This window comes from Enterobacter sp. TCD1-1 (assembly GCF_020567405.1).
GTDB lineage: Bacteria > Pseudomonadota > Gammaproteobacteria > Enterobacterales > Enterobacteriaceae > Enterobacter > Enterobacter quasiroggenkampii.
This window is the reverse complement of sequence record NZ_JAJCXF010000001.1, coordinates 1597563-1620641: the sequence shown is the minus strand read 5'-3', so window position 1 is coordinate 1620641 and position 23079 is coordinate 1597563. Positions and strand designations below refer to the sequence as shown.

Here is a 23079-nt window from a genome sequence, read left to right as displayed (position 1 = left end):
CAGATACACCTCTGTCACTTTATCTCCGCTTACAGCACCTCAACCAATTCAAATTCTTCTGCGACCAGTTCCATATCTTCAGAAAAATGGCCTTCGCGGAAGAAAAATCGCTGATGCTCTGTCTGCCAGTATTCAAGGCTTAAATCACCTTCACCCTCTTTGCGAGCGAATTCCTCATTAACATCGCAAAAACGCACCAGTCGCATGGAAACCAGCCGGATCACACAGACCGGGACATTCTGACCATCAAGGATTATGTTGTAGCTTCCTATCCGTGGAGCAGACACATCCTGCGAGTACGAGGCAAAAGATCCGCAGGTGGCCGTTTTGAGCCCTTTTTTAATCAGGTCCGCTAGTTCGTTCGCCAGTGCCGGGCTGTCACCCATTTGCCAGGCCTGTGCGCCCGGGTATTTCATTTTTAATTCCTCAACCGTCACCATTCAACTTCCCTTATAGCTTTTATCAAAAGAAACATACCAGCGGTTTTAGCATAAACATCGTCGATACCAGAAGCGTACTCTGCTTTCCTGACACCTTTTTTCACTGGTGGGCAGGAAAACAAAGCGTTGCGCTTATTGCTCGAGTAAATATATCCTTGCGGGGTTATCTGCGTGGTGAATCTGTTGTCGGTAGCCAGGCGCGTGACGTTGTATAACAAAGAAAAGTCACCGGGATAGAACCGACACCACGCTTTTTCTGTAACTTTTATCCCATTGGAAGGGGTTAACGTGTTCAAGCTTAATTCTTCGCTACTAGCGGTGTTGCTACTGTCAGGCTGTAGCTCCGATCTGGTTCTCAGCCCACCTCAGCAACCTGAATACAAGTCGATGCCTGAAATAACGCAGTCTGTGACGCCATCACAACAGCGCGCAATCATGGCAGGCGAGCGGCCTGACTGGTCAGAAAGAACGCCGGTCAAGACAATAAAGCAGTACTAATAAGCACGTATCAACCAGGGCTGCCGTTCGGCGGCCTTTTTATTTCCCCATTTGAGAAGGTGCAAAGATGGAGGCTGGCTTGCGGGAAAATTTCTGTCGCCTGACATGGTATTTCTTTCTTTATCAACCATGCTTAAGACGAAGACAATTCAATCACTTCAGGATCGCTGAAGGAACAACATACCCATAATCGAGAACTCAAAATGCGCCATGCATCTATTCCCTTAGCTGCAGCCACAACAATTTTTATCCTGGGCGTTTTTATCATCAATTTACAGGTTTGGTATTCTGCACGTGCTGACAGCCTTGCCGGGGCGCACTATGTCGTCAGGAATATTAACGTCATTCTTAAAGAGGCGCATCATGCCAGTCAGATGGCAATGCAGCTTGCTGACAACGAGTGTGATGTGGAAGGGCAGTATCGGCTAGGGACTGAGGCTGCGTTACAGCCCCATCTCAGAACGATCATGATTCTGAAAAAGGATGCGGTCTGGTGCTCCTCGTTGCCGGGAAACCGCGTTCTGCTGGTCAACAGCTCTGCGTTACCAGAATCACCCTTGCTGCTCGTTCCTTCAGAAAGTACAGTCAACGGGCTGCCCGTTCTTGTCTATCAGACAAATCATACCGGAAGTCGGGTGATGGTGAGCATCAGCGACAGCCATATCCGGGATGCCCTGGACATGCCATTAAAGGGTGTTAAGTATTCATTACGAGTAGGAAACCGTATTTTAGGTTTGTCAGGTGATGTGGCGACTGCATTCCATTCGGATAAAGAGGTATTAGCCTTAAAAGCGTCTGATTATCCTTTCTCGATTGAGTTTAACCCGCCGCCATTTTTTAGCCTGACCAGATTATTCAATCGGGCCGGAGGGGTGCTGTTATTCCTTCTGCTTATTTCCGCTTTTTCTGCGTATCTTCTTCAGCGATATCTTTCTAAGGACATTTCACCTGCAGAGTCGCTGCGCACCGCCATTGACAGAGATGAGATTATTCCCTATTACCAGCCCGTTGTGAGCGGTAAAGAGGGATCGTTGCGCGGGGTAGAAGTGCTGGCCAGATGGAAGCATCCACAGTCAGGGTTTATCTCTCCCGCTTCATTTATTCCTCTTGCGGAGAAATCAGGCTTAATCATTCCCTTAACCCAGAGTTTAATGCGCCAGGTTGCCGCGCATATGAATTCGATCTCTACATTGCTGCCAGAAGGGTTTCATGTCGGCATTAACTTCAGTGCGTCTCATATTGTCTCCTCCACCTTTTATGAGGAGTGTCTGCATTACAAGCGCAGCTTTGTGCAACAGGATCTTAACCTTGTCGTTGAGGTGACCGAGCGTGAACCGCTTCATGTTGATGAACATCTTGTGAAGACCCTGAATGCGCTACATGAAATAGGGTTTGCCATTGCCCTGGATGATTTTGGGACGGGATATTCTGGTCTGTCCTACCTGCAGGATCTGCACATCGATTACATTAAAATCGACCAGAGCTTTGTTGCGAGGGTGAATGCCAGCGAGGATTCAACCGTGATACTGGATTCGGTACTGGAACTGGCAAAAAAACTGTCAATCAGTATTGTGGCGGAAGGGGTTGAAACACAAGAGCAACTTGATTATCTCACCCGAAATCACATTAAGTTTTTACAGGGTTTTTACTTCTACAAACCCACCCCGTTCAAGGAGCTGGTAAAAATTCTTTTGTCGAAGCCGAAAGTGAAGGTCATGGTGGAATGAGGCTTATCACAGCGTAAAAAATGGGGGGACATCACCCCCCTAAAGGAATGCAGACATTATTCTTTTAACTACGGTGATATTTTGTTGTTTATTGACTATCTGGTCAAATTAATTGTGTGCAACAGTAATTTTAAACTCCGGGGATTACGCGATACGCCTGAAAATTCTCTGGCTCTATTTTAAATTGATTTTCATCAATATTCCTTCCCCGTGTTTTTAAACAACCGGTGCAGTCGTTTTGATCTTGTTAAAGGGTTGCGCTGGCAATGTGTTTTTGCGGTGAGACGTTTCAGGATAATTTTTAAAGAAAAAAATGTTAACTCCCTAATTATAATGAAAGGATGCTTTACTGATTAAAACTGTATAAATGTTAATCTGAAAGCGACAGGCGATCACTTTGTTTTACAGAATTAAACTTCATCTATATTGGGTATAATGCGGCTTCGCAATTGCTAAACAACCCGGTGGCTGGTGCTATGACCCTCAATCGCTTTTGTTATTTACTCCTGATCTTTGCTGCAATCGGCAGCCTTTTTGCCTCTAACCCTTTGGCTATGTGGTTTCTGCTGATCAATGTGCTGACGATGGCTATGTATGGCGCCGATAAACAGGCAGCGCGTAAGGGTATGCGCAGGGTACCGGAAGCCACGCTGCTGGTATTTGGCGTAACCGGCGGCTGGCCTGGCGCGATTGTGGGCCAGCAGCTCTTTCGCCATAAAACGCAAAAGCAGCCCTTTAAAACCTACTTTTTCTTAAGCATTGTCGTTAGCATTGCCGTGATGGCGGCGGTTTACCATTTCTCGCCTGTTTCTTCTTTATGAGCGTATTGACATCAAGTTAACTTGAGCTTTTAAGATGTCAGCACTACGTTGATAAAGGAGTAACATCTTAAAATGAAAGACATTGATGTAGGTTTCACTCATGTCGCGTTTATGGTCAGGGACCTGGAAAAGAGTATTGCCTTCTATCGTCGCTATGCCGGTATGGAGGTCATTCATTTACGTGAACCCGACATGCCTGATGCAAGAAAAGTCGCATGGCTTAGCGACCATACCCGTCCTTTTGCACTGGTTCTTGTACAGGCCGATACCGTGACCGATACGCCGCTGGGCAGTTTCGGGCATCTGGGAATTGCCTGCGCGACCCGCGAAGAAATTGACAGAAAAACCGCGATGGCCACCGCTGAAGGTGTGCTAAGGAAGGCGCCTGAGAATGTAGGCGACCCCGTCGGATACTATGTCTTTTTTGCCGATCCCGATGGAAATACGTTAGAGCTGTCATTCGGACAGCGCGTCGGTCTGGAAGCGATCCGAACGGCCAGTCGGAATAAATAAAGCGAAGATACGTTAGCAACAGGAAACAGACCGCGTCGCGCGTCGTTAATTGATCCTCCATCACTGCCAATAGTAGTAGGACTATTCTTAAGTTGTTGCTGTTTTTTGCACAATCTGAATAATACGTGCAACACCACGGACGATAACATCCCATGAAAATAGTATCTATTATGCTGGCAGTGCTGGCGCTTTTTTCTGCGCCTGCCTGGTCCGCTTTTCAGGAGCGGGAATATAATACCTGGTATATGAAAAATGCGGTGCTTTATGATATGACGCAGACCTCGGAAGGTTATCCCGTCATGGTGAGCGTATCCCAGCCCGGGAGGAAATCCGCTAATTTGCTGGTGTCATATATTACGGAAGGGCGCTGTGGTGAGAATAAGCTGCCACTCAATGTGAATGGTACAGTGCTTCCCGCCAAATATGCTTGTGTTCAGATAGGGAAGAACAGAATTGAACATTTTTCAGTTGTGGATGCGGACAGCGTCAATGGCATGGTGACGCATTTGAAATCTGATTTCACTATTCTCCTGCAAAACGATATCAAAATTTGGGCGGCAAATATCAAAACGCCAAAATACGGGCTGGCACCGAGATTCTGACGATGAAATGTCTGTCTCACGACAGGTATTATTTCTATCATGGTAATCATTTATGAAATAATAGTGTCATGGTGTTATTAATCAAAATATGGAGTAAGTGGCCCTGTTTTTTTACGTATTGAAATGGACTGTATGCTAAACGGTACGAAACCGCACAAATAATCCTTACTGACATTATGGATAAAGCTCGCTACCAGACTTACGCTTGCTAACGGCGTTTTAGTTGTTCAGCACATCTTTATTGGTAAGGAGTAGAAAATGTCACATCCTAATAGTCTGGATTTGCTAAGCCGTAAAGAAGGAATGTGTTTGTTAGAGCAAAGCATGGGTTTTGTCTGGCAGGCAGCACTTCGGGCTGTCGCAGTATTAGGCGTTGCAGATCGTCTGGTTGAAGGAAAAAAATCCGTTACGCAACTGGCGGAGGAGCTTAATGTCGATGGCGACTATCTTCATCGGATCATGCGCGTATTATCCTCTCGTGGAGTATTCAACGAACTGTCCGAAGCTGAATACAGCCTTAGCCATTCAGCACAGTTCCTGTGTTCTGAGCATGAATTTTCATTGCGTGCGGCGGTGCTCATGCTGACAGACCCAACATTCTGGCAGCCAGCGGCTAAAATGGATGAGATATTGCAAGGCAAACCTGTTTTTAATGATTTGTTTGGCAAGCCTTTTTACGACTACTGGCAGCATGATGACACGATGACTGACAGCAACATTTTTCATGCGGGTATGGCCTCTATGTCATCCGTAGAGAATGAAGTCATAGCCGATAGCTATTCGTTTCCTCAAAATGCTATCGTTGCCGATATTGCCGGTGGGCTGGGTAATTTATTGCTGGCTGTTTTACGCCGAAATCCGACCTTAACAGGGATCCTGTTCGATCAAAAAGACGTGCTTGAGCGGAATCGACTGTACCTGTTAAATGACAATCGTCGATGGAAGGCAGTTGAGGGTGACTTTTTTGAAGCCTGTCCTGTAGCGGATATTTACCTGCTTAAATATATTTTGATGGACTGGCCTGATGAGAAAGCGGTTCAGATACTTCAATCGTGTAGAAATGCAATGAAAGAAAATTCCCGATTATTAATTTTTGAACCACTTATAAAAAAAGAAAATAATGAGCAGGGACGATTTGAAATTGACCTTCTTCTTTTAACAAGCTTTGATGGAGGGCGGGCAAGAACGGAGTCTGAGTATCAGACCTTGTTTGAAAAGACCAGTCTGAAGCTAAACACTATAATAGACACCCGTTCGTATCTGTCGATTTTAGAAGTCGTACCTGTCTGAACTACGTAAATTATATTCACAAAGCGAGTGTCCTCATTCCGTTTTACCGGATTCCTGCTACGCTTGTCTGTTGTATCAGGAGCATGAGCATGATGAACAAAGACGAACAAACAGGTTTAGTGGGGCTGGCGATTGGGGCCGCCGTCATTGGGCTGGTTTCAGCGCAGAAACCGATCCATCGCAACAGTATTGTCGATGAACTGGTCAGGCTCGGCAGGCAAAAAGGCGATGGTGTAGAAGACGAGGTTTTCGTCAAAGCCGCCGAGCTGGTGAGAAAAGGGGTATAGCCTATGGCTGAATGTCGTAATGCGCAGTGCCATTGCGGTGCGGTGGCCTTTACCGTTGCGCTCACGGATGGCCTGAATACCGCGCGGCGCTGCAGCTGTTCCTTTTGTCGCATGCGGGGCGCGGTCGTCGTCTCTGCGCCGCTGTCAGGGATTACCGTGACCAAAGGTGAGGATAAGCTTACGGAGTATCGCTTTAACACGGGGACGGCACGGCACTTCTTCTGCTCGGTGTGCGGGATCTACACGTTCCATCAGCGGCGTTCCAATCCAAACGAATACGGCGTGAACGTTGCCTGCTTCGAAAACGTCTCACCGTTCGATTTCCCTGAAGTGACGGTAATGGACGGGGTAAACCATCCCTCGGATGGAGACAGTGGGGTGTTTGGCTACCTCTCTTTTCGCAAGAAAGGGGCAGTTGAGGCGTAATTGCCGCCTGGCCACTCTGTAATCAGCCTGGCTATAGTGGAGGGTGGTTATCTGAAACAGGAGAAATTATGCTCTGTGTTGAAAAAGACGATCCGCGTGAGGCCCCTGAATCAGGTGATAAAAAGCCTCAACCCGTGAAAAAATAACGCGAACTGCGCGTTTACCCGCCACCGGCACTGCTGGTGGCTTTTTATTTCCGCGGGAGCAATATTAAACGCCATCGAGGTGGTTCAACACCGCGCCCAGATGACCGACAATATCAGCAAAATCAAAAATTAACGCTATCCAGATAAGCGCTAAAAGAGTAAGTACGGCAACGGATACACGACCAAACAACGCTGTTATCCCTGGTGATGAAAAGGTTATCACCTGAGTTTAACCAGCTTTCCCTCAACTTACCCTCAACCACACGATTCCTGAACCTGTTTTTTGTGACGAGCGTCAAAAAGGGGGGAGCCCGCATCATCATGCGGGCTCTGGCAATCAGAACTGGTAAACCAGGCCCAGTGCCACGACATCATCCGTGCCGATGCCGTTGTTTTTGTAGAAGCTGTCATCTTCATCCAGCAGGTTGATTTTGTAATCAACGTAGGTGGACATGTTTTTGTTGAAGTAGTAGGTCGCGCCGATGTCAGCGTATTTAACCAGATCCTGGTCGCCCTGGCCGTTGCCGAGGTCCTTACCTTTAGACTGCAGGTAGGAAAGGGACGGGCGCAGGCCGAAGTCGAACTGGTACTGTGCGGTCACTTCGAAGTTCTGGGTTTTGTTGGCCACGGCGTCGGTGTTATCACCGTAAGGCGTCATATTGCGGGTTTCAGAGTACATTGCCGCCAGGTAGATATTATTGGCGTCATATTTCAGGCCCGCAGTCCAGGCATCCGCTTTATCGCCGCCCGCAGTGGTATTCATCACCTGCTCGTTGGTACGGTCAGAAGAGGTATAGGCTGCACCTGCGGTAATCCCCATGCCGAAGTCATAGGTGGTAGAAATACCGAAGCCGTCACCGTTCTCGTGACGCGTGTCGCGACCGTTGTTGGTGCCTTCCTGATTGTTGCTGGCATCTTCATTTTTGCCCTGATACTGCAGCGCAAAGTTCAGACCCTGCACCAGACCATAGAAGTCGGTGTTACGGTAGGTGGCCACGCCGTTGGCACGGCCGGTCATGAAGTTATCGGCTTTGGTGTAGGAGTCCCCGCCGAACTCAGGCAGCATATCGGTCCAGCCTTCTACGTCGTACAGAACACCGTAGTTACGACCGTAATCGAAGGAGCCATAATCACCCACTTTGATACCGGCGAAGGCCAGACGCGTCCAGGACTGGTTATCAGACCCTTCGGTGTTATTAGCCTGAATGTTGTACTCCCACTGCGCGTAGCCGGTCATCATGTCGTTGATCTGGGTTTCGCCTTTGAAGCCCAGACGCATGTAGGTTTGATCCCCGTCAGCGCCTTTATCGTCGGAGAAATAGTGCAGACCATCTACTTTTCCGTACAGATCTAATTTGTTACCGTCTTTATTATAAATCTCTGCTGCATGAGTTGCGCCAGCCATTAACAGAGCCGGAATCATCAGGGCCAGTACTTTTCTTTGCATTATGATATTCCTTTGCGGTTGTTTTTATTTAATTACCTGTTGAACTTCCTGAATGAGAAAGTTGTCTCATGCTAAATCACTCCTGAGTAAGAGTAATAAATTATAATTGTTACGAACTAAGTAAAATCTAAACCGAATAAATCAACGGTAATAGTCATTGGTTTGATGAATGTCTTAATGCAAAGTATATAAAATTAAAATTATTAATCAGGCGTTAAGTAAGCTATTCTTGGCGGCGTTATATGCCTTTAAGATTATTTATCCATAATTCACGTGAATATCATTTAGGGGACTAAATAGATATTTAATGATTATCTGGATTCGCCCGGTGTGAATACACCGGGTTTTTTTATGGCAAAAAAAAGCCCGGACACGCCGGGCTGAGAAACTAGTCGCTGGTCGATTTTTCGGCTTTACCCGCTAGCTGCGCCAGGAAGTCATACCGTTTTTGCAGATCGGCCGCGGCGTCTTTCCATAGCTGTTCGGCCACTTCCGGCTGCTGCGCGTTAAGGCGACGGAAGCGCTGTTCCTGCATTAACGTCTCGGCCAGGGCATCTGACGGTGGACGAGAGTCCAGCGCCAGCGGTAACTTACCTTCGTCCGCACGGCGCGGATCGAACCGGTACAGCGGCCAGAAGCCGGTCGCGGTCAGCTGTCGCATTTGATCGTGGCTGAGTGCCAGGTCGTAGCCATGCTCTTCACACGGGCTGTAGGCAATGATCAGCGACGGGCCTGGATACGCTTCCGCTTCCTGGATAGCCTTCACCGTCTGGTTAAGCTGGGCACCGAGCGAGATTTGTGCGACGTAAACGTGACCGTACATCATCATGCTCACGCCGAGATCTTTACGTGCCTTGCGTTTGCCGTGTTCACCGAATTTCGTGACTGCGCCAAGCGGCGTCGCTTTAGACGCCTGACCACCGGTGTTGGAATAACACTGCGTATCCAGAACCAGGATATTGACGTTTTCGGTCAGGCTCAACACGTGATCCAGTCCACCGAAGCCGATATCGTAAGCCCAGCCGTCACCGCCAATCAGCCAGATTGATTTTTCAACCAGCGCGTCCGCGTCGGTCAGCAGCTGTTCAGCGCCCGCCACGCCCTGAAGCGCCTGACGTAGCTCAGCAACCTGCTCACGACGTACCTCTGGCGTCGCGTCCGCGTGAAGCGCGTCATTGAGCCCGGCGGGGATCTGCCCGGCAAACTGTTCCAGCAGGCGCATCACGCGTGCACGGTGCTGGTCAACGGTCAGGCGGAAGCCCAGGCCAAATTCGGCGTTGTCCTCGAACAGCGAGTTTGCCCACGCGGGACCGCGACCGTTGGCATCAGTGGTGTACGGCGTTGAGGGCAGGTTACCGCCATAGATAGACGAACAGCCGGTAGCGTTGGCAATCAGCATCCTGTCGCCGTACAGCTGGGTAAGCAGCTTGATATACGGTGTTTCACCGCAGCCTGAACAGGCGCCGGAGTATTCAAACAGCGGCGTGATCAGCTGTGAAGTGCGAATATCAATGCGTTCCAGTTTGCTGCGATCGATTTCCGGCAGATTCAGGAAGAAGTCATAATTAACCTTCTCCTCTTCAACATGCTCCAGACGCGACATCATATTGATGGCTTTGATCTCCGGGTTCTGCCTGTCTTTCGCCGGACAGACCTCGACGCACAGATTACAGCCGGTGCAATCTTCCGGTGCGACCTGCAGAACGTATTTCTGTCCGCGCATGTCGCGTGATTTCACATCCAGAGAGTGCAGGCTGGCCGGCGCGGCCTCCATCTCTTCCGGTGACACCACTTTGGCGCGAATGGCAGAGTGCGGGCAGGCTGCCACGCAGTGGTTGCACTGGGTACACAGCTCTTCCTTCCAGATGGGGATCGCTTCGGCGATGTTTCGTTTTTCCCAGCGGGTGGTGCCCATCGGCCAGGTGCCATCTGGCGGCAGCGCAGAGACGGGCAGGGCATCACCCAGCCCGGCCAGCATCGCCGCCGTCACGGTCTTCACGAAATCAGGCGCCGCATCGGACACGACTGGAGGGCGGTTCGGGCTTGCGGCATTGACCGGCTGCAGCGGCACCTCGAACAGCGACTCGCGCGCCAGCGCCAGCGCCTGCCAGTTACGTTCGACCAGCTCCTGGCCCTTGCTGCTATAACTTTTGGCAATCGCGCCCTGCAGTTCCACTAGCGCGCTGTCGCCCGGCAGGATATTTGTCAGATGGAAGAAGGCCATCTGCATAACGGTATTGATACGCGCGGCAAGGCCACATTCGCGGGCAATTTTCGCCGCGTTCACTACAAAGAAACGGGCTTTTTTCTGGTTCAGCACCGCCTGCACTTCCTGCGGCAGGCGCGACCAGACCTCATCTGCGCTGTATGGCGTATTCAGGAGGAAAATACCGCCAGGCTTCAGGCGCTCGGCCATCTGGTATTTATCGATAAACTGCAGCTGGTGACAGCCAACAAAATCAGCCTGAGAAATAAGATACGCAGAGCGGATGGGCTGTTCGCTCACCCGCAGATGGGAAACGGTCAGACCGCCGGCTTTCTTGGAGTCATAGACGAAGTACCCCTGGGCGTACCACGGCGTGGAGTTACCGATGATTTTGATGTTGTTTTTGGTCGCAGAGACGCTGCCGTCACTGCCCAGACCATAGAACAGCGCCTCGAGTTTGGCGGTTGAGGGCAGGGTGTTTTCTGGCAACGACAGGGACAGATTGGTCACATCATCATAAATGCCGACGGTAAAGCGCGGCTTGGGCTTCGCTTCGCTGAGCTCGTTGAATACCGCCAGCACGCAGTCCGGTCCGAACTCTTTGGAGGACAAACCATACCGCCCTCCGATCACGCGCGGCAGCGTTTCACGTTCGCCATGATTAAAGGCTTCGGCCAGGGCCGTCATCACATCCAGATACAGTGGTTCCGCCTGCGCCCCCGGCTCTTTGGTGCGATCGAGTACCGCAACGATACGCGCGCTCTCCGGCAGCGCAGAGAGTAGATGTTTCGCCGAGAACGGCCGATAGAGACGCACTTTAAGCGCGCCAACCTTTTCGCCGCGCGTCAGCAGCTCGTCAACAACTTCCTCGCAGGTGCCAATGGCAGAGCCCATCAACACAATGACCCGTTCCGCCTGTGGATGGCCGTAATACTCAAAGGGTTTGTATTCCCGACCGGTCGCAGCGGCAAAGTCATTCATCGCCTGTTCAACATGGTCGTAAACCGCGTTGTACCACGGGTTCGTGGCCTCGCGGGACTGGAAATAGGTATCCGGGTTCGCCGACGTGCCGCGAATCACCGGGTGTTCCGGATTCAGGGCGCGGGCGCGATGCGCGTCGATATCCGCCTGCGGGAGGAGATTCAGGATTGTCTCGTCAGCCAGCGGGACGATTTTGTTAATTTCGTGAGAGGTGCGGAAACCGTCAAAGAAATGAATAAACGGCACCCGGCTTTTGAGCGTGGCGATATGCGAGATTAAGGCAAAGTCCTGGGCTTCCTGAACGCTGCTGGCGCACAGCATCGCGCAGCCGGTCTGGCGCACGGCCATCACGTCTGAGTGATCGCCAAAGATAGAGAGCGCGTGGGTGGCAACGGTCCGCGCAGCAACGTGCAGAACGAAGGGGGTCAGTTGCCCGGCGAGTTTGTAGAGCGTCGGGATCATTAACAACAATCCCTGAGAAGAGGTGAACGACGTGGAAAGCGCGCCGGTCTGAAGCGCGCCGTGCACCGTGGCAATCGCACCGGCTTCAGACTGCATCTCAACCACTCTCGGGACATCGCCCCAGACGTTTTTTAACCCGTTACCCGCCCAGGCGTCTGCCTGCTCAGCCATGGTCGAACTTGGCGTAATCGGGTAGATGGCGATAACTTCACTGGTGCGAAACGCGACTGAGGCAACTGCACCATTACCGTCAATAGTTTGCATAGGACAATACCCTTACATTGCGCAAAAAATAGGGGTCTGTATTACGACGACAAACCCTGAATATTATCTGTGTATTCTAGCAAACGGGGGATTTTACGATTTTCGCTTTTGTGTCCTCGGTATTCTCGCCATCAATGAGTAGATCAAACTTTTGGCGAAAAAATTGCGAGAAATTGTTTCTGAAGCGCATAAATACGCACTTCCGCTCTCGACGACACGGGATGGGATGCCTATTATGCATAGGTTTCGCATTATTCATGGGGGAGAGAGCATGCGCTCAGCATTTTGGGTAGGGTGTGCCGCATTATTGTTGTCGGCATGTAGCAGTGAACCCGTTCAGCAGGCAACGGCAGCCCACGTGGCGCCGGGAATGAAAGCGGCGATGTCCAGCTCGGGTCAGGCTAACTGCGCGATGATTGGCGGCTCGCTGTCGGTTGCCCGCCAGCTTGATGGTTCTGCGATTGGGATGTGCGCCTTGCCAAACGGCAAACGCTGTAGTGAACAGTCGCTTGCCGTTGGAAGCTGCGGTAACTACTGATTATTCTACACGCTTAAACATCAGCGTTTTATCGGCTGTCGCCAGCGTTAACTGGTCTTCCGTCAGGTCGACCTGCGCCCCTTTGCGCAGCATGTCGCCGATGGCCTGATCCAGCTCATTCAGCTGCGGTTCAGTACAGAGCTTGCGCGTCATGGCCAGCGTTTTCACTTTAAGCTCGCCTTCGGACAATTTCCCCTGTCCGTTGAAGCGGTTACACATCTGGCCAGAAACGCTGATGTTATTCACCAGGCTGATATCAGGCAGGGCACTAAAACTGATCTCAGGTTGCGTTGTCGCGGTCTTAACCGCCTTACCGTTCACGTTTTCCAGCACAAAGCGGTGGTTCTGAAGTTGCTCCGGCTGAACGGAGGCTTTACCCGGATTAACGCACCCGGTAAGGGCAAGACTGATAACACTTAACGCAATGAGCTTTTTCATTTTTCTTCTCAAACTATAAATACTGTGAATCTTTTTCCAGTGTAACGATACTCTGCCGTGCGTTAATGGGGTTTATCTGAAAGTGCGGGGGGAAGGAGACGGGCAACGCTGCGGTTGCCCGGGATGAAGTTAATGCGATTTAAACCCTGCTGCCGTCATCAGCATACGGAAGAGCATACTGACCGCAGCCAGCGCCAGTACGCTGCCGCCCCAGATAATGGCCAGCCACAGCAATCTTTTCCAGACCGGTTGTTGCATCAGTGATAACCCTCCCCATGCTGAACTTTGCCGCGGAAAACGTAGTAACTCCAGAAGGTGTAGACCAGAATTACGGGAATGATCAACAGCGCGCCGACCAGCATAAAGCCCTGGCTTTGCGTCGGTGCGGCGGCCTGCCACAGGGTGATCGACGGTGGAATAATATGCGGCCAGATGCTGATCCCCAGCCCGCTAAAGCCGAGGAATATCAGCCCCAGCGTCAGGATAAACGGACGGCTATGGCTGGCTTGATTATTCAGGCAGCGCCACTGGTACAGGCTAAAAATCAACACCAGAGCAGGGACGGGCAGCAGATAAAACAGGTTCGGCAGCGTAAACCAGCGCGCGGCGATGGCCGGTTGCGCCAGCGGCGTCCAGAGGCTAATGGCGGCAATAAACGCCAGCAGCACGATTAACAGTGTTTTCGATACTTCACGCATCCGCTGTTGCAACGCGTTTTCGCTTTTCATCACCAGCCAGGTCGAGCCTAACAGCGCGTAGGCCACCACCAGGCCCGCGCCGCAAAACAGGTTAAACGCGGTAAACCAGTCAAAGGGGCCGCCGGTATAGGCCCGGCCGGTGACGGTAAAGCCGTTAATGACGGCGCCCACCGTCACGCCCTGGGTAAACGTCGCCAGAATGGAACCACCTATAAACGCCTTATCCCAGAACGGACGGTGCGCCGGCGTGGCTTTAAAGCGAAACTCAAATGCCACCCCGCGGAAAATAAGTCCGATCAGCATTAATGTCAGCGGAATGGTCAGGGCATCAACGATGACCGCATAGGCCAGCGGGAATGCGCCGAACAGGGCGGCACCGCCCAGCACCAGCCAGGTTTCATTCCCGTCCCAGACCGGCGCGACGCTGTTGACCATCACGTCGCGATCGTCGGCGTTTTGCGTGGCCGGGAACAGAATGCCGATCCCCAGATCAAAACCGTCCATCACGATATACATCAGCGTGGCAAAGACGATGATCACAAACCAGATAATGGAAAGATCGATACCCATTATGGCTGCTCCTTATATTCAGTTGTGACGGCAGAAAGCGGGCGCGCCGGACGTCCATCGGACTCGGTGGCGAAAGACTCATGCGGCTGCGGGCCTTTTCGGATGAGGCGCACCATATAGCTGTAACCCACGCCGAATACCGAGGTGTAAACGATGAAGAAGGCCAGCAGGCTCACGCTCATATGCAAATCACCATGGGCAGAAACCGCATCCTTCGTTCGCTGAAGCCCATAGACCACCCACGGCTGGCGGCCCACTTCCGTGGTGATCCACCCGGCCAGAATGGCAATCAGCCCGGATGGCCCCATCAGCAGCGCAAACCACAGGAAAGGGCGCGATGAATAAACGCGCTTTTTATAGCGCAGCCAGAGTGCCGTTACCCCAAGCAGCAGCATCAGCATGCCCAGGCCCGCCATAATGCGGAACGACCAGAAGACGATGGTGGAATTCGGGCGGTCTTCCTTTGGAAACTCTTTCAGCGCCGGAACCTGTTTATCCAGACTGTGCGTCAGAATAAGGCTGCCGAGCGCGGGGATCTCCAGTCCAAAGCGGGTGCGCTCCTGCTCCATATCCGGCCAGCCAAACAGCAGCAGCGGGGTCGGCTCACCCGGCGGGTTTTCCCAGTGGCCCTCAATGGCGGCGATCTTGGCGGGTTGGTGCTTTAAGGTGTTCAACCCGTGCATGTCGCCAACCAGGGCCTGGATGGGGGCGACAATCAGCGTCATCCACAGTGCCATCGAAAACATTGCCCGGATGGCGGGGGTATTATTCCCACGCAGCAGATGCCATGCCGCGGATGCGCCAACAAACAGGGCGCTGCTCAGGAACGCGGCTATCGACATGTGCAGCAGGCGGTAAGGGAAGGAGGGGTTAAACACCACCGCGAACCAGTCCACCGGCACCACCTGACCGTTGACGATCTCATAGCCCTGCGGGGTCTGCATCCAGCTGTTTGAAGAGAGGATCCAGAAGGTAGAGATGATGGTCCCCAGCGCGACCATGCAGGTAGCGAAGAAGTGCAGTCCCGGTCCGACTTTATTCCAGCCGAACAGCATTACGCCGAGGAATCCGGCTTCGAGGAAGAAGGCGGTAAGCACTTCGTAGGTCAGAAGCGGGCCGGTAATACTGCCCGCAAACTGTGAAAAACCGCTCCAGTTGGTGCCAAACTGGTAGGCCATCACCAGCCCGGAGACCACGCCCATGCCAAAGTTGACGGCAAAAATCTTCGACCAGAAATGGTACAGCGAGCGCCAGACCGGATTTTTTGTTTTCAGCCACAGCCCTTCGAGCACGGCTAGGTAGCTTGCGAGACCAATGGTGATGGCCGGGAAAATAATGTGAAAGGATACGGTAAAGGCAAACTGTATCCGCGCAAGGTGAAAAGCATCCAAACCAAACATGCAAAACTCCGCGATGTAATTATGTCGATGCCATTCTAAGCCGCGCCAGCTCTGGGTTGCAGAAACAGACCCGGCATATTTACCTATAACAGTTTGCCAGTGTATTGTTTATAGATGTGCTTAAAGTCCGCTTTCCGCTAATGACTTTGCTCGAGTAATTGCTCCAGCATTAAATATGGGGTGCTCGTAGTGATCGGTTACGTCACTCACGCGGTAAATTTTCCACTTTCCGTCTTCACGACGCATATAGACTTCAAGATTAAGAAACCCGCCGTTCTCAATACCAATCCTGACAGGAAGAACTTCGCCATTGATGAACTGATGCGCCACACCAACCTCAAGCCCCTTCACCCAGGATGGATCATAATCCTGAATATAAGCGAAATAATCTGACCCCAGGATTTCCTGTTCAGGAATCGACTCTATCTCGTTAAGTCGGGATAGTGTATCTGCCGCAACGTACTCTCTAAGCTGAGGGTATTCACCATCACTTTCCGCAAAAAACGTCAGATATGTGGAATAAAATTCTTCCGCCCGTTCGGCAGCATTCTGCTGAGGTACGCACGTACAAGCTGATAATAATAACGGCAAAGTAATTATAATCCCCCTCATCATCGACTCATCCTGTAAATCTTATAGGTTGGTTGTGCGCGGCGGTAACCCGGCCCGGGGTACATACTGAGCTGGGTAAAATCTGAGATCCACCGGGTGCCGTCGAACATTGTCATATGGCCGCTTGAATTTCCCCCAGGATAGGGCTGAATTACAGCGACATCTCCGCTAAGCAACGTCGAACCGGGAGGAACCTCCCTAAAACCTGCACGCAAAAGTTTTGGTCCATAATCCTTCGCATCATGTGTGCGTTCAAGCGTAATGCCGCCAGCGATTATGGCACGACGTGTAAACTTCGCGCATTCGTTATGAGAGTGTCCAAGCGCATGCGAGCGGAGGTAAGAAACAGCCGCGTCTTTATTCCAACTCATTGATAATTCCTTTCTGTAAGGTAAGGGCGCAATTCCTGCTTGAGCAAGACAAGTAGCAGAGTGTTCATTAGCCTGTTGTTAATACTCTGTGGTTGGTGAGATGAGTAGGCAAAAAATGTTATATATTATATTTATATTTCATTAGGTTATGTATGCATGGTCGAGGATTGTAAACATCAATATTTAAAAACATGGACGAACATCAGGGAATAAAAACATTCTTTTTATGAATTTTCCGCATTAAACCGCTTGCTTTGTCGTCAGCGCCGTGCGTTAATGGTCTTCTGGTTTTGAGTCCAAATAAATATCTGACGTAGTTTTTAAAGCAGTTCTCATCACGTTGTGCCTCTCCGCAGCCTCTCTTGGGTCTTTATCTACATTCCGATTCGTTTTGTTTAAAACCATTATGCCCAATCGGCCCATTAGTAATTTACGTTTTAACGTTTCAGGAGAATCCTATGACTTCTTATATCCATTTTCGCTGCCCATGCTGCCATGGTTCGCAGTACCGTACCTCAGCCTTTGACGTGTCTGAGAAAAACCCGTTTGGCGCGAAATGCATTTTTTGCAAATCGCCGATGATCACGCTCGACCACTTGGCCGCCGCGCATTCCGCTCAGAGCCACGTGACCGAATACCGTAAGTAATTCATCTTCCAGACTATAACAGTTAGCTAAATCTTCTCTTTTTCTCCTGCTGATATACACTATCGGTCATAAGGAGAATCTGATGAAAAAATACCAGCGTCTGGCGCAACAAATTATCTCGCAGATTGAGCTTGGCGTATGGCTGCCGGGCGATAAGCTGCCTTCCCTGCGAGAGCAGGTGGCGAGCAGCGGCATGAGTTTTATGACCGTTGGCCACGCGTATCAGATGCTGGAAAGTCAGGGGCGCATCGTCGCCAGACCGCAGTCGGGCTATTACGTTGCCTCGCGCCCGACCGCACAACAGCCTGCGCCACCCGCTCAGGTGATGCGTGACGAAGCGGTGGATATCAATACCTATATCTTCGATGTCTTACAGGCCAGCCGCGACCCCTCCGTAGTTCCCTTTGCTTCCGCGTTTCCCGATCCCCGGCTTTTCCCGCTTCAGCAGCTCAACCGCTCGCTGGCTAACGTCAGTAAAACCGCGACGGCGATGAGCGTGATTGAGAACCTGCCGCCGGGTAACGTCGATCTCCGCCACGCCATTGCCCGTCGTTACGCTCAGCAGGGAATGAACATCTCCCCGGAAGAGATCGTGATCACCGCAGGCGCGCTCGAGGCGCTGAATCTTAGCCTGCAGGCGGTGACCGAGCCGGGTGACTGGGTGATTGTCGAAAACCCCTGTTTTTACGGCGCGCTGCAGGCGCTGGAACGCCTGAAGCTTAAAGCGTTGTCGATTGCGACAGACGTCCGCGAGGGGATCGATCTCAACGCCCTTGAACAGGCGCTGAATGAGTACCCGGTTAAAGCCTGCTGGATCATGACCAACAGCCAAAATCCGCTCGGCTTCACGCTGAGCGCGGAGAAAAAAGCGCAGCTTGTCGCGCTGTTAACACAGCACAACGTCCCGCTGATTGAAGATGACGTCTACAGCGAACTCTATTTTGGCCGCGAAAAGCCGCTCCCGGCGAAAGCGTGGGATCGTCAGGACATGACGCTTCATTGCTCGTCCTTTTCAAAATGTCTGGTGGCCGGTTTTCGCATCGGCTGGGTGGCGGCAGGAAAACACGCGCGTCGCATTCAGCAGCTGCAACTGATGAGCACGCTCTCAACCAGTTCTCCCATGCAGCTGGCGCTGGTGGATTACTTGGCGACCAAACGCTACGACGCCCACCTGCGCCGCCTGCGGCGTACGCTGGCCGAGCGGAAGCAGCAGGCCTGGCAGTCACTTCTGCGCCATATGCCTGCCGGTGTCAAAATTCACCATAACGACAGCGGCTACTTTTTATGGCTGGAATTGCCGGCACCGCTGGATGCGGGGCTGCTGAGCGAAAAGGCCTTAACGCACCACATCAGCATTGCCCCGGGAAAGATGTTTTCCACCTCTGACGCGTGGACGCCGTTCTTTCGATTTAATACTTCCTGGGCCTGGGGAGAGCGGGAAGAGCAGGCGGTCATTCAGTTAGGAAAATTAATTAGCACGATGCTGGAATAATCCTTTCTCCGTTTTTTAAATAATCAATTCTTATCCTGATGACGGCACTGCGAATATTTCGTGGTGACCTGTCATAGGAAATCTGCATACCGTCTCTCGCGCCTAACTCCTTGTCTATAATCCAGTTAACGGGGAATGCGCCCTCGGTCACACCTTGATGAAATTTCCTGAAGCCGTACGGTGCGGCGCATTTGCGCGGTCTACGTTTAATAAGGGAGATATTTTTACGGCACGGCTGCCGCTAAATTTCATTGCGACAGGAGTAACTCTTATGAGCAAAAATTTTGCCCGCAGCAGCCTGTGTGCGCTCGGCATGACCATCATGACAGCGCAAGCCGCAGAACCCCCCAAGGCCATTGGCGACGGGGAAGGTCGACTGGATATTATCGCCTGGCCGGGATACATCGAGCGGGGGCAGACGGATAAAAACTACGACTGGGTCACCCAGTTTGAAAAAGAGACCGGGTGTGCGGTCAACGTCAAAACGGCAGCCACGTCGGATGAAATGGTCAGCCTGATGGCGAAAGGGGGATACGATCTGGTGACCGCCTCAGGTGATGCCTCCCTGCGGCTGATCATGGGCAAACGCGTCCAGCCGATTAACCCCGATCTTATCCCCAACTGGAAAACCCTCGACGAAAGGATTGTGAAAGGGGAATGGTTTAACGTCGGGGGCAAGGTCTACGGCACGCCGTACCAGTGGGGGCCAAACCTGCTGATGTACAACACCAAAACCTTCCCGACGCCGCCGGACAGCTGGAGCGTGGTCTTTACTAAACAGGATCTGCCGGACGGTAAAACCAATCAGGGACGCGTGCAGGCGTATGACGGCCCGATTTACATCGCCGATGCCGCGCTGTTCGTTAAAGCCACGCAGCCGCAGCTGGGTATTAAAGACCCGTACCAGCTCACCGAAGCACAGTATGCCGCCGTGCTTAAGGTGCTTCGCGACCAGCATGCCCTGATCCACCGCTACTGGCACGACACCACCGTCCAGATGAGCGACTTCAAAAACGAAGGCGTCGTGGCCTCCAGCGCCTGGCCGTATCAGGCGAATGCGCTGAAGGCCGAGAACCAGCCCATTGCCACCGTCTTCCCGAAAGAGGGGGTGACAGGCTGGGCGGACACCACCATGCTCCACGCACAAGCTAAACACCCGATGTGCGCCTACAAATGGATGAACTGGTCGCTGACGCCGAAAGTGCAGGGCGATCTGGCTGCATGGTTTGGTTCCCTGCCTGTGGTTCCGGAAGGGTGTAAAGCCAGCACGCTGCTGGGCGATAAAGGCTGCGAAACAAACGGTTATAATGAGTTCGACAAAATCATGTTCTGGAAAACCCCCATCGCAGAAGGCGGCAAATTTGTCCCTTACAGCCGCTGGACGCAGGATTACATCGCCATCATGGGCGGTCGTTAATTGCCCGGGAGCAGAACATGACGTACGCAGTCGAGTTTAACAATGTTTCCCGCCTGTACGGCGACGTCCGGGCGGTGGATGGGGTCACCATTGCGATTCGTGACGGTGAGTTTTTCTCCATGCTGGGGCCTTCGGGCTCCGGCAAAACCACCTGCCTGCGTCTGATCGCCGGTTTTGAACAGCTGTCAGGCGGGACGATTTCTATCTTCGGTAAAGAGGCGAGCGAACTGCCCCCCTGGGAGCGGGATGTGAACACCGTGTTTCAGGACTACGCGCTGTTCCCGCATATGTCGATCCTCGACAATGTTGCCTACGGGCTGATGGTCAAAGGCGTCGACAAGAAAAAACGCCATGCCCAGGCCCGTGATGCCCTGGAAAAAGTGGGCCTGAGCTTTGCCATCGCCCGCAAACCTTCGCAACTTTCCGGCGGCCAGCGTCAGCGTGTCGCCATTGCCCGCGCGCTGGTGAATGAACCGCGCGTCCTGCTGCTGGATGAGCCTTTAGGGGCGCTCGATCTCAAGCTGCGGGAACAGATGCAGTTCGAGCTGAAGAAGCTTCAGCAGGAACTCGGCATCACCTTTATTTTTGTCACCCACGATCAGGGCGAGGCCCTTTCCATGTCGGACCGGGTGGCGGTGTTCAATAACGGGCGCATCGAGCAGGTGGATACCCCTCGCGATCTTTACATGCGTCCGCGCACGCCGTTTGTCGCCGGTTTTGTTGGCACCTCTAACGTTTTTGATGCGGGCCTTGCGCAGACACTTTGCGGGATGGAGGGCACCTTTTCCCTGCGCCCTGAACATATTCGCCTTAATGAACAGGGTGACGTTCAGGTTCAGGGCGTCGTGCAGGCCGTTCAGTATCAGGGGGCTGCCACGCGTCTGGAGCTGAAACTCGCCGATGGCGCCAAACTGCTGGTGAGTCAGGCTAACTTCAGTGACGTCTCGCCGCTGAGCGGCATTGCGCTAGGGCAGGCGGTCATGGCGTCATGGTCACGCGACGCGATGATCCGCCTTCACGAGGAGAGGTGAAATGGATATGAGTGTCGCGCATCCTCCCGCCCCGCGCGGCCGCTTAAGCCGCATGACCGCACTGTTCTGGCGTAAACCGTCGCTCGGCCTGTTCCTGCTTCTGCTTGCGCCATTGATGTGGTTTGGCATCGTCTATTTAGGATCGTTGCTGACGCTGCTGTGGCAGGGGTTTTACACCTTCGACGATTTCACCATGGCGGTCACGCCGGATCTGACGCTGGCGAATATTCAGGCGCTCTTCAACCCGGCAAACTACGACATCATCCTGCGCACGTTAACGATGGCGATTGCGGTGACCATTGCCAGCGCCATCCTCGCATTCCCGATGGCCTGGTACATGGCGCGATACACCAGCGGCAAGTGGAAGGCTTTCTTCTATATCGCCGTGATGCTGCCAATGTGGGCGAGCTATATCGTCAAAGCCTACGCCTGGACGTTGCTGCTGGCGAAGGACGGCGTGGCCCAGTGGTTTCTCAGTCATCTCGGACTGGAGCCGATTCTGACCTCAATCCTGACGCTCCCGGCAGTGGGCGGTAACACCTTGTCCACCTCCGGGCTGGGACGGTTTCTGGTGTTCGTCTATATCTGGCTGCCGTTTATGATCCTGCCCGTCCAGGCGGCGCTGGAGCGCCTGCCGGCCTCGCTACTGCAGGCCTCAGCCGACCTCGGCGCGCGCCCCCATCAGACGTTCCGTTATGTCGTTCTGCCGCTGGCCATACCGGGCATTGCGGCGGGGTCCATTTTCACGTTTTCCCTGACGTTGGGGGACTTCATCGTTCCTCAGTTGGTCGGCCCGCCGGGCTATTTCATCGGTAACATGGTCTACTCGCAGCAGGGCGCTATCGGCAATATGCCAATGGCCGCCGCGTTCACGCTGGTTCCCATCGTGCTGATTTCTCTTTATCTGGCGTTCGTGAAACGTCTGGGAGCATTCGATGCACTCTGAACGCGCACCGCTGTTCCTGAAAGTGGCAGCGTGGGGAGGCGTCATCTTCCTGCACTTCCCGCTGCTGATTATCGCGACCTATGCCTTCAACACCGAAGACGCCGCCTTCAGCTTTCCGCCACAGGGGCTGACGCTGAAATGGTTTAGCGTGGCGGCGGGGCGCGGCGATATTATCGAATCCGTGACGTTGTCACTTCAAATTGCCGCGCTTTCCACCGCCATTGCCCTTGTGCTTGGCACGCTTGCTGCAGCAGCGCTGTGGCGAAGCGCGTTTTTTGGCAAGAATGCGATCTCTCTGCTGCTGCTGTTACCGATTGCGTTACCGGGGATCATCACCGGTCTGGCGCTGCTGACGGCTTTCAAAACGATCAATCTTGAGCCGGGGTTTTTCACCATCGTTGTCGGACACGCCACCTTCTGCGTGGTGGTGGTGTTTAACAACGTGATTGCCCGGTTCAGACGCACCTCCTGGAGCCTGGTGGAAGCGTCGATGGATCTCGGGGCTGACGGGTGGCAAACCTTTCGCTACGTGGTGCTGCCCAATCTGGGTTCCGCGCTGCTGGCCGGGGGAATGCTGGCGTTTGCCCTGTCGTTTGACGAGATAATCGTCACAACATTTACGGCGGGACACGAGCGCACGTTACCGCTGTGGTTGCTCAACCAGCTCGGGCGTCCACGCGACGTGCCCGTCACCAACGTCGTAGCTCTGCTGGTGATGCTGGTGACAACTATCCCCATTCTGGGAGCCTGGTGGCTAACCCGCGACGGCGAAAACATTGCCGGCAGCGGGAAATAACAGTGAATTCAAC

At 52.6% G+C, this 23079-nt stretch carries 25 protein-coding genes; 15 read left to right on the top strand and 10 right to left on the bottom strand.

The features are described from left to right. Positions 1-29: 29 nt before the first annotated feature. On the bottom strand, positions 30-440 hold the full coding sequence (locus LJA86_RS07790; RefSeq protein ID WP_045908849.1) for an ASCH domain-containing protein: 411 nt from the start codon (positions 438-440) through the stop codon (positions 30-32). Further along, the gene (locus LJA86_RS07785) at positions 434-736 is read right to left on the bottom strand and encodes a hypothetical protein (RefSeq protein WP_126533793.1); all 303 of its coding nucleotides are present in this window, start codon (positions 734-736) and stop codon (positions 434-436) included. The genes LJA86_RS07790 and LJA86_RS07785 overlap by 7 nt, the downstream gene beginning before the upstream one ends. Before the next feature lie 405 nt (positions 737-1141). On the opposite strand from LJA86_RS07785, the gene LJA86_RS07780 reads away from it, so the two are divergent. The 8 genes from LJA86_RS07780 (at position 1142) to LJA86_RS07745 (ending at position 6750) form a co-directional block, all read left to right on the top strand. Continuing rightward, entirely contained in the window at positions 1142-2665 is a 1524-nt protein-coding gene (locus LJA86_RS07780; RefSeq protein WP_126533794.1) for a cyclic diguanylate phosphodiesterase, read from the top strand. 476 nt (positions 2666-3141) lie between these two features. After that, entirely contained in the window at positions 3142-3486 is a 345-nt protein-coding gene (locus tag LJA86_RS07775) for a DUF1294 domain-containing protein (protein WP_196346425.1), read from the top strand. 72 nt (positions 3487-3558) lie between these two features. Then, positions 3559-3999, top strand: coding sequence for a VOC family protein (locus tag LJA86_RS07770; RefSeq protein ID WP_045908846.1), 441 nt, complete (start codon positions 3559-3561; stop codon positions 3997-3999). Between the two features lie 152 nt (positions 4000-4151). Then, a complete protein-coding gene (locus LJA86_RS07765) occupies positions 4152-4601 on the top strand; it encodes a hypothetical protein (protein ID WP_111966586.1) in 450 nt (149 codons plus the stop codon). 258 nt (positions 4602-4859) lie between these two features. Then, positions 4860-5891, top strand: coding sequence for a methyltransferase (locus LJA86_RS07760; protein WP_196352180.1), 1032 nt, complete (start codon positions 4860-4862; stop codon positions 5889-5891). A gap of 89 nt (positions 5892-5980) precedes the next feature. Further along, positions 5981-6178, top strand: a complete 198-nt coding sequence (locus tag LJA86_RS07755; protein ID WP_023616678.1) for a hypothetical protein — start codon at positions 5981-5983, stop codon at positions 6176-6178. 3 nt (positions 6179-6181) lie between these two features. Beyond that, positions 6182-6604, top strand: coding sequence for a GFA family protein (locus LJA86_RS07750; RefSeq protein ID WP_045908843.1), 423 nt, complete (start codon positions 6182-6184; stop codon positions 6602-6604). A 68-nt stretch (positions 6605-6672) separates the two neighbouring features. Next, positions 6673-6750 carry a hypothetical protein gene (locus tag LJA86_RS07745; protein WP_223239581.1) on the top strand — a complete coding sequence of 26 codons (78 nt, stop codon included), beginning with the start codon at positions 6673-6675 and terminating at the stop codon, positions 6748-6750. A 337-nt stretch (positions 6751-7087) separates the two neighbouring features. Here LJA86_RS07745 and ompC read toward each other — a convergent pair whose 3' ends face one another. Both ompC and nifJ read right to left on the bottom strand, forming a co-directional pair. Then, positions 7088-8197, bottom strand: coding sequence for a porin OmpC (gene ompC, locus LJA86_RS07740; protein WP_045908842.1), 1110 nt, complete (start codon positions 8195-8197; stop codon positions 7088-7090). 388 nt (positions 8198-8585) lie between these two features. Beyond that, a complete protein-coding gene (nifJ, locus tag LJA86_RS07735) occupies positions 8586-12110 on the bottom strand; it encodes a pyruvate:ferredoxin (flavodoxin) oxidoreductase (protein ID WP_229225953.1) in 3525 nt (1174 codons plus the stop codon). Between the two features lie 271 nt (positions 12111-12381). Between nifJ and LJA86_RS07730 the strand changes: the two genes are divergently transcribed. Further along, positions 12382-12648 carry a DUF333 domain-containing protein gene (locus LJA86_RS07730; protein WP_023312003.1) on the top strand — a complete coding sequence of 89 codons (267 nt, stop codon included), beginning with the start codon at positions 12382-12384 and terminating at the stop codon, positions 12646-12648. Here the strand turns inward: LJA86_RS07730 and hslJ are convergent, their stop codons facing one another. The 6 genes from hslJ to LJA86_RS07700 form a co-directional block, all read right to left on the bottom strand. Then, entirely contained in the window at positions 12649-13086 is a 438-nt protein-coding gene (hslJ, locus tag LJA86_RS07725; RefSeq protein ID WP_045908840.1) for a heat shock protein HslJ, read from the bottom strand. It lies immediately after the preceding gene. A gap of 129 nt (positions 13087-13215) precedes the next feature. Then, a complete protein-coding gene (locus LJA86_RS07720) occupies positions 13216-13344 on the bottom strand; it encodes a DUF2474 domain-containing protein (RefSeq protein ID WP_008501283.1) in 129 nt (42 codons plus the stop codon). Then, positions 13344-14354 carry a cytochrome d ubiquinol oxidase subunit II gene (cydB, locus tag LJA86_RS07715; RefSeq protein ID WP_229225952.1) on the bottom strand — a complete coding sequence of 337 codons (1011 nt, stop codon included), beginning with the start codon at positions 14352-14354 and terminating at the stop codon, positions 13344-13346. Before cydB ends, LJA86_RS07720 begins: the two co-directional genes overlap by 1 nt. Next, entirely contained in the window at positions 14354-15754 is a 1401-nt protein-coding gene (locus LJA86_RS07710; protein WP_063621811.1) for a cytochrome ubiquinol oxidase subunit I, read from the bottom strand. The genes cydB and LJA86_RS07710 overlap by 1 nt, the downstream gene beginning before the upstream one ends. Before the next feature lie 120 nt (positions 15755-15874). Continuing rightward, on the bottom strand, positions 15875-16369 hold the full coding sequence (locus LJA86_RS07705) for a YbjP/YqhG family protein (protein ID WP_229225951.1): 495 nt from the start codon (positions 16367-16369) through the stop codon (positions 15875-15877). Continuing rightward, positions 16366-16737: a hypothetical protein gene (locus LJA86_RS07700; RefSeq protein ID WP_045326584.1), complete on the bottom strand. Its 372-nt coding sequence runs from the start codon at positions 16735-16737 to the stop codon at positions 16366-16368. Before LJA86_RS07700 ends, LJA86_RS07705 begins: the two co-directional genes overlap by 4 nt. A 458-nt stretch (positions 16738-17195) precedes the next feature. Here LJA86_RS07700 and LJA86_RS07695 point away from each other — a divergent pair, with 458 nt between their 5' ends. The 6 genes from LJA86_RS07695 (at position 17196) to LJA86_RS07670 (ending at position 23066) form a co-directional block, all read left to right on the top strand. Continuing rightward, positions 17196-17384, top strand: coding sequence for a hypothetical protein (locus LJA86_RS07695; protein ID WP_032645155.1), 189 nt, complete (start codon positions 17196-17198; stop codon positions 17382-17384). 82 nt (positions 17385-17466) lie between these two features. Then, entirely contained in the window at positions 17467-18876 is a 1410-nt protein-coding gene (locus LJA86_RS07690) for a PLP-dependent aminotransferase family protein (protein WP_032674890.1), read from the top strand. A 271-nt stretch (positions 18877-19147) separates the two neighbouring features. Beyond that, on the top strand, positions 19148-20293 hold the full coding sequence (ydcS, locus tag LJA86_RS07685; protein ID WP_024907240.1) for a putative ABC transporter substrate-binding protein YdcS: 1146 nt from the start codon (positions 19148-19150) through the stop codon (positions 20291-20293). Positions 20294-20310: 17 nt separating this feature from the next. Next, positions 20311-21324: an ABC transporter ATP-binding protein gene (locus tag LJA86_RS07680; RefSeq protein ID WP_229225950.1), complete on the top strand. Its 1014-nt coding sequence runs from the start codon at positions 20311-20313 to the stop codon at positions 21322-21324. 1 nt (position 21325) lies between these two features. After that, a complete protein-coding gene (locus LJA86_RS07675; RefSeq protein WP_229225949.1) occupies positions 21326-22270 on the top strand; it encodes an ABC transporter permease in 945 nt (314 codons plus the stop codon). Continuing rightward, a complete protein-coding gene (locus LJA86_RS07670; RefSeq protein WP_023292290.1) occupies positions 22260-23066 on the top strand; it encodes an ABC transporter permease in 807 nt (268 codons plus the stop codon). Before LJA86_RS07675 ends, LJA86_RS07670 begins: the two co-directional genes overlap by 11 nt. The last annotated feature ends 13 nt before the right edge of the window (positions 23067-23079 follow it).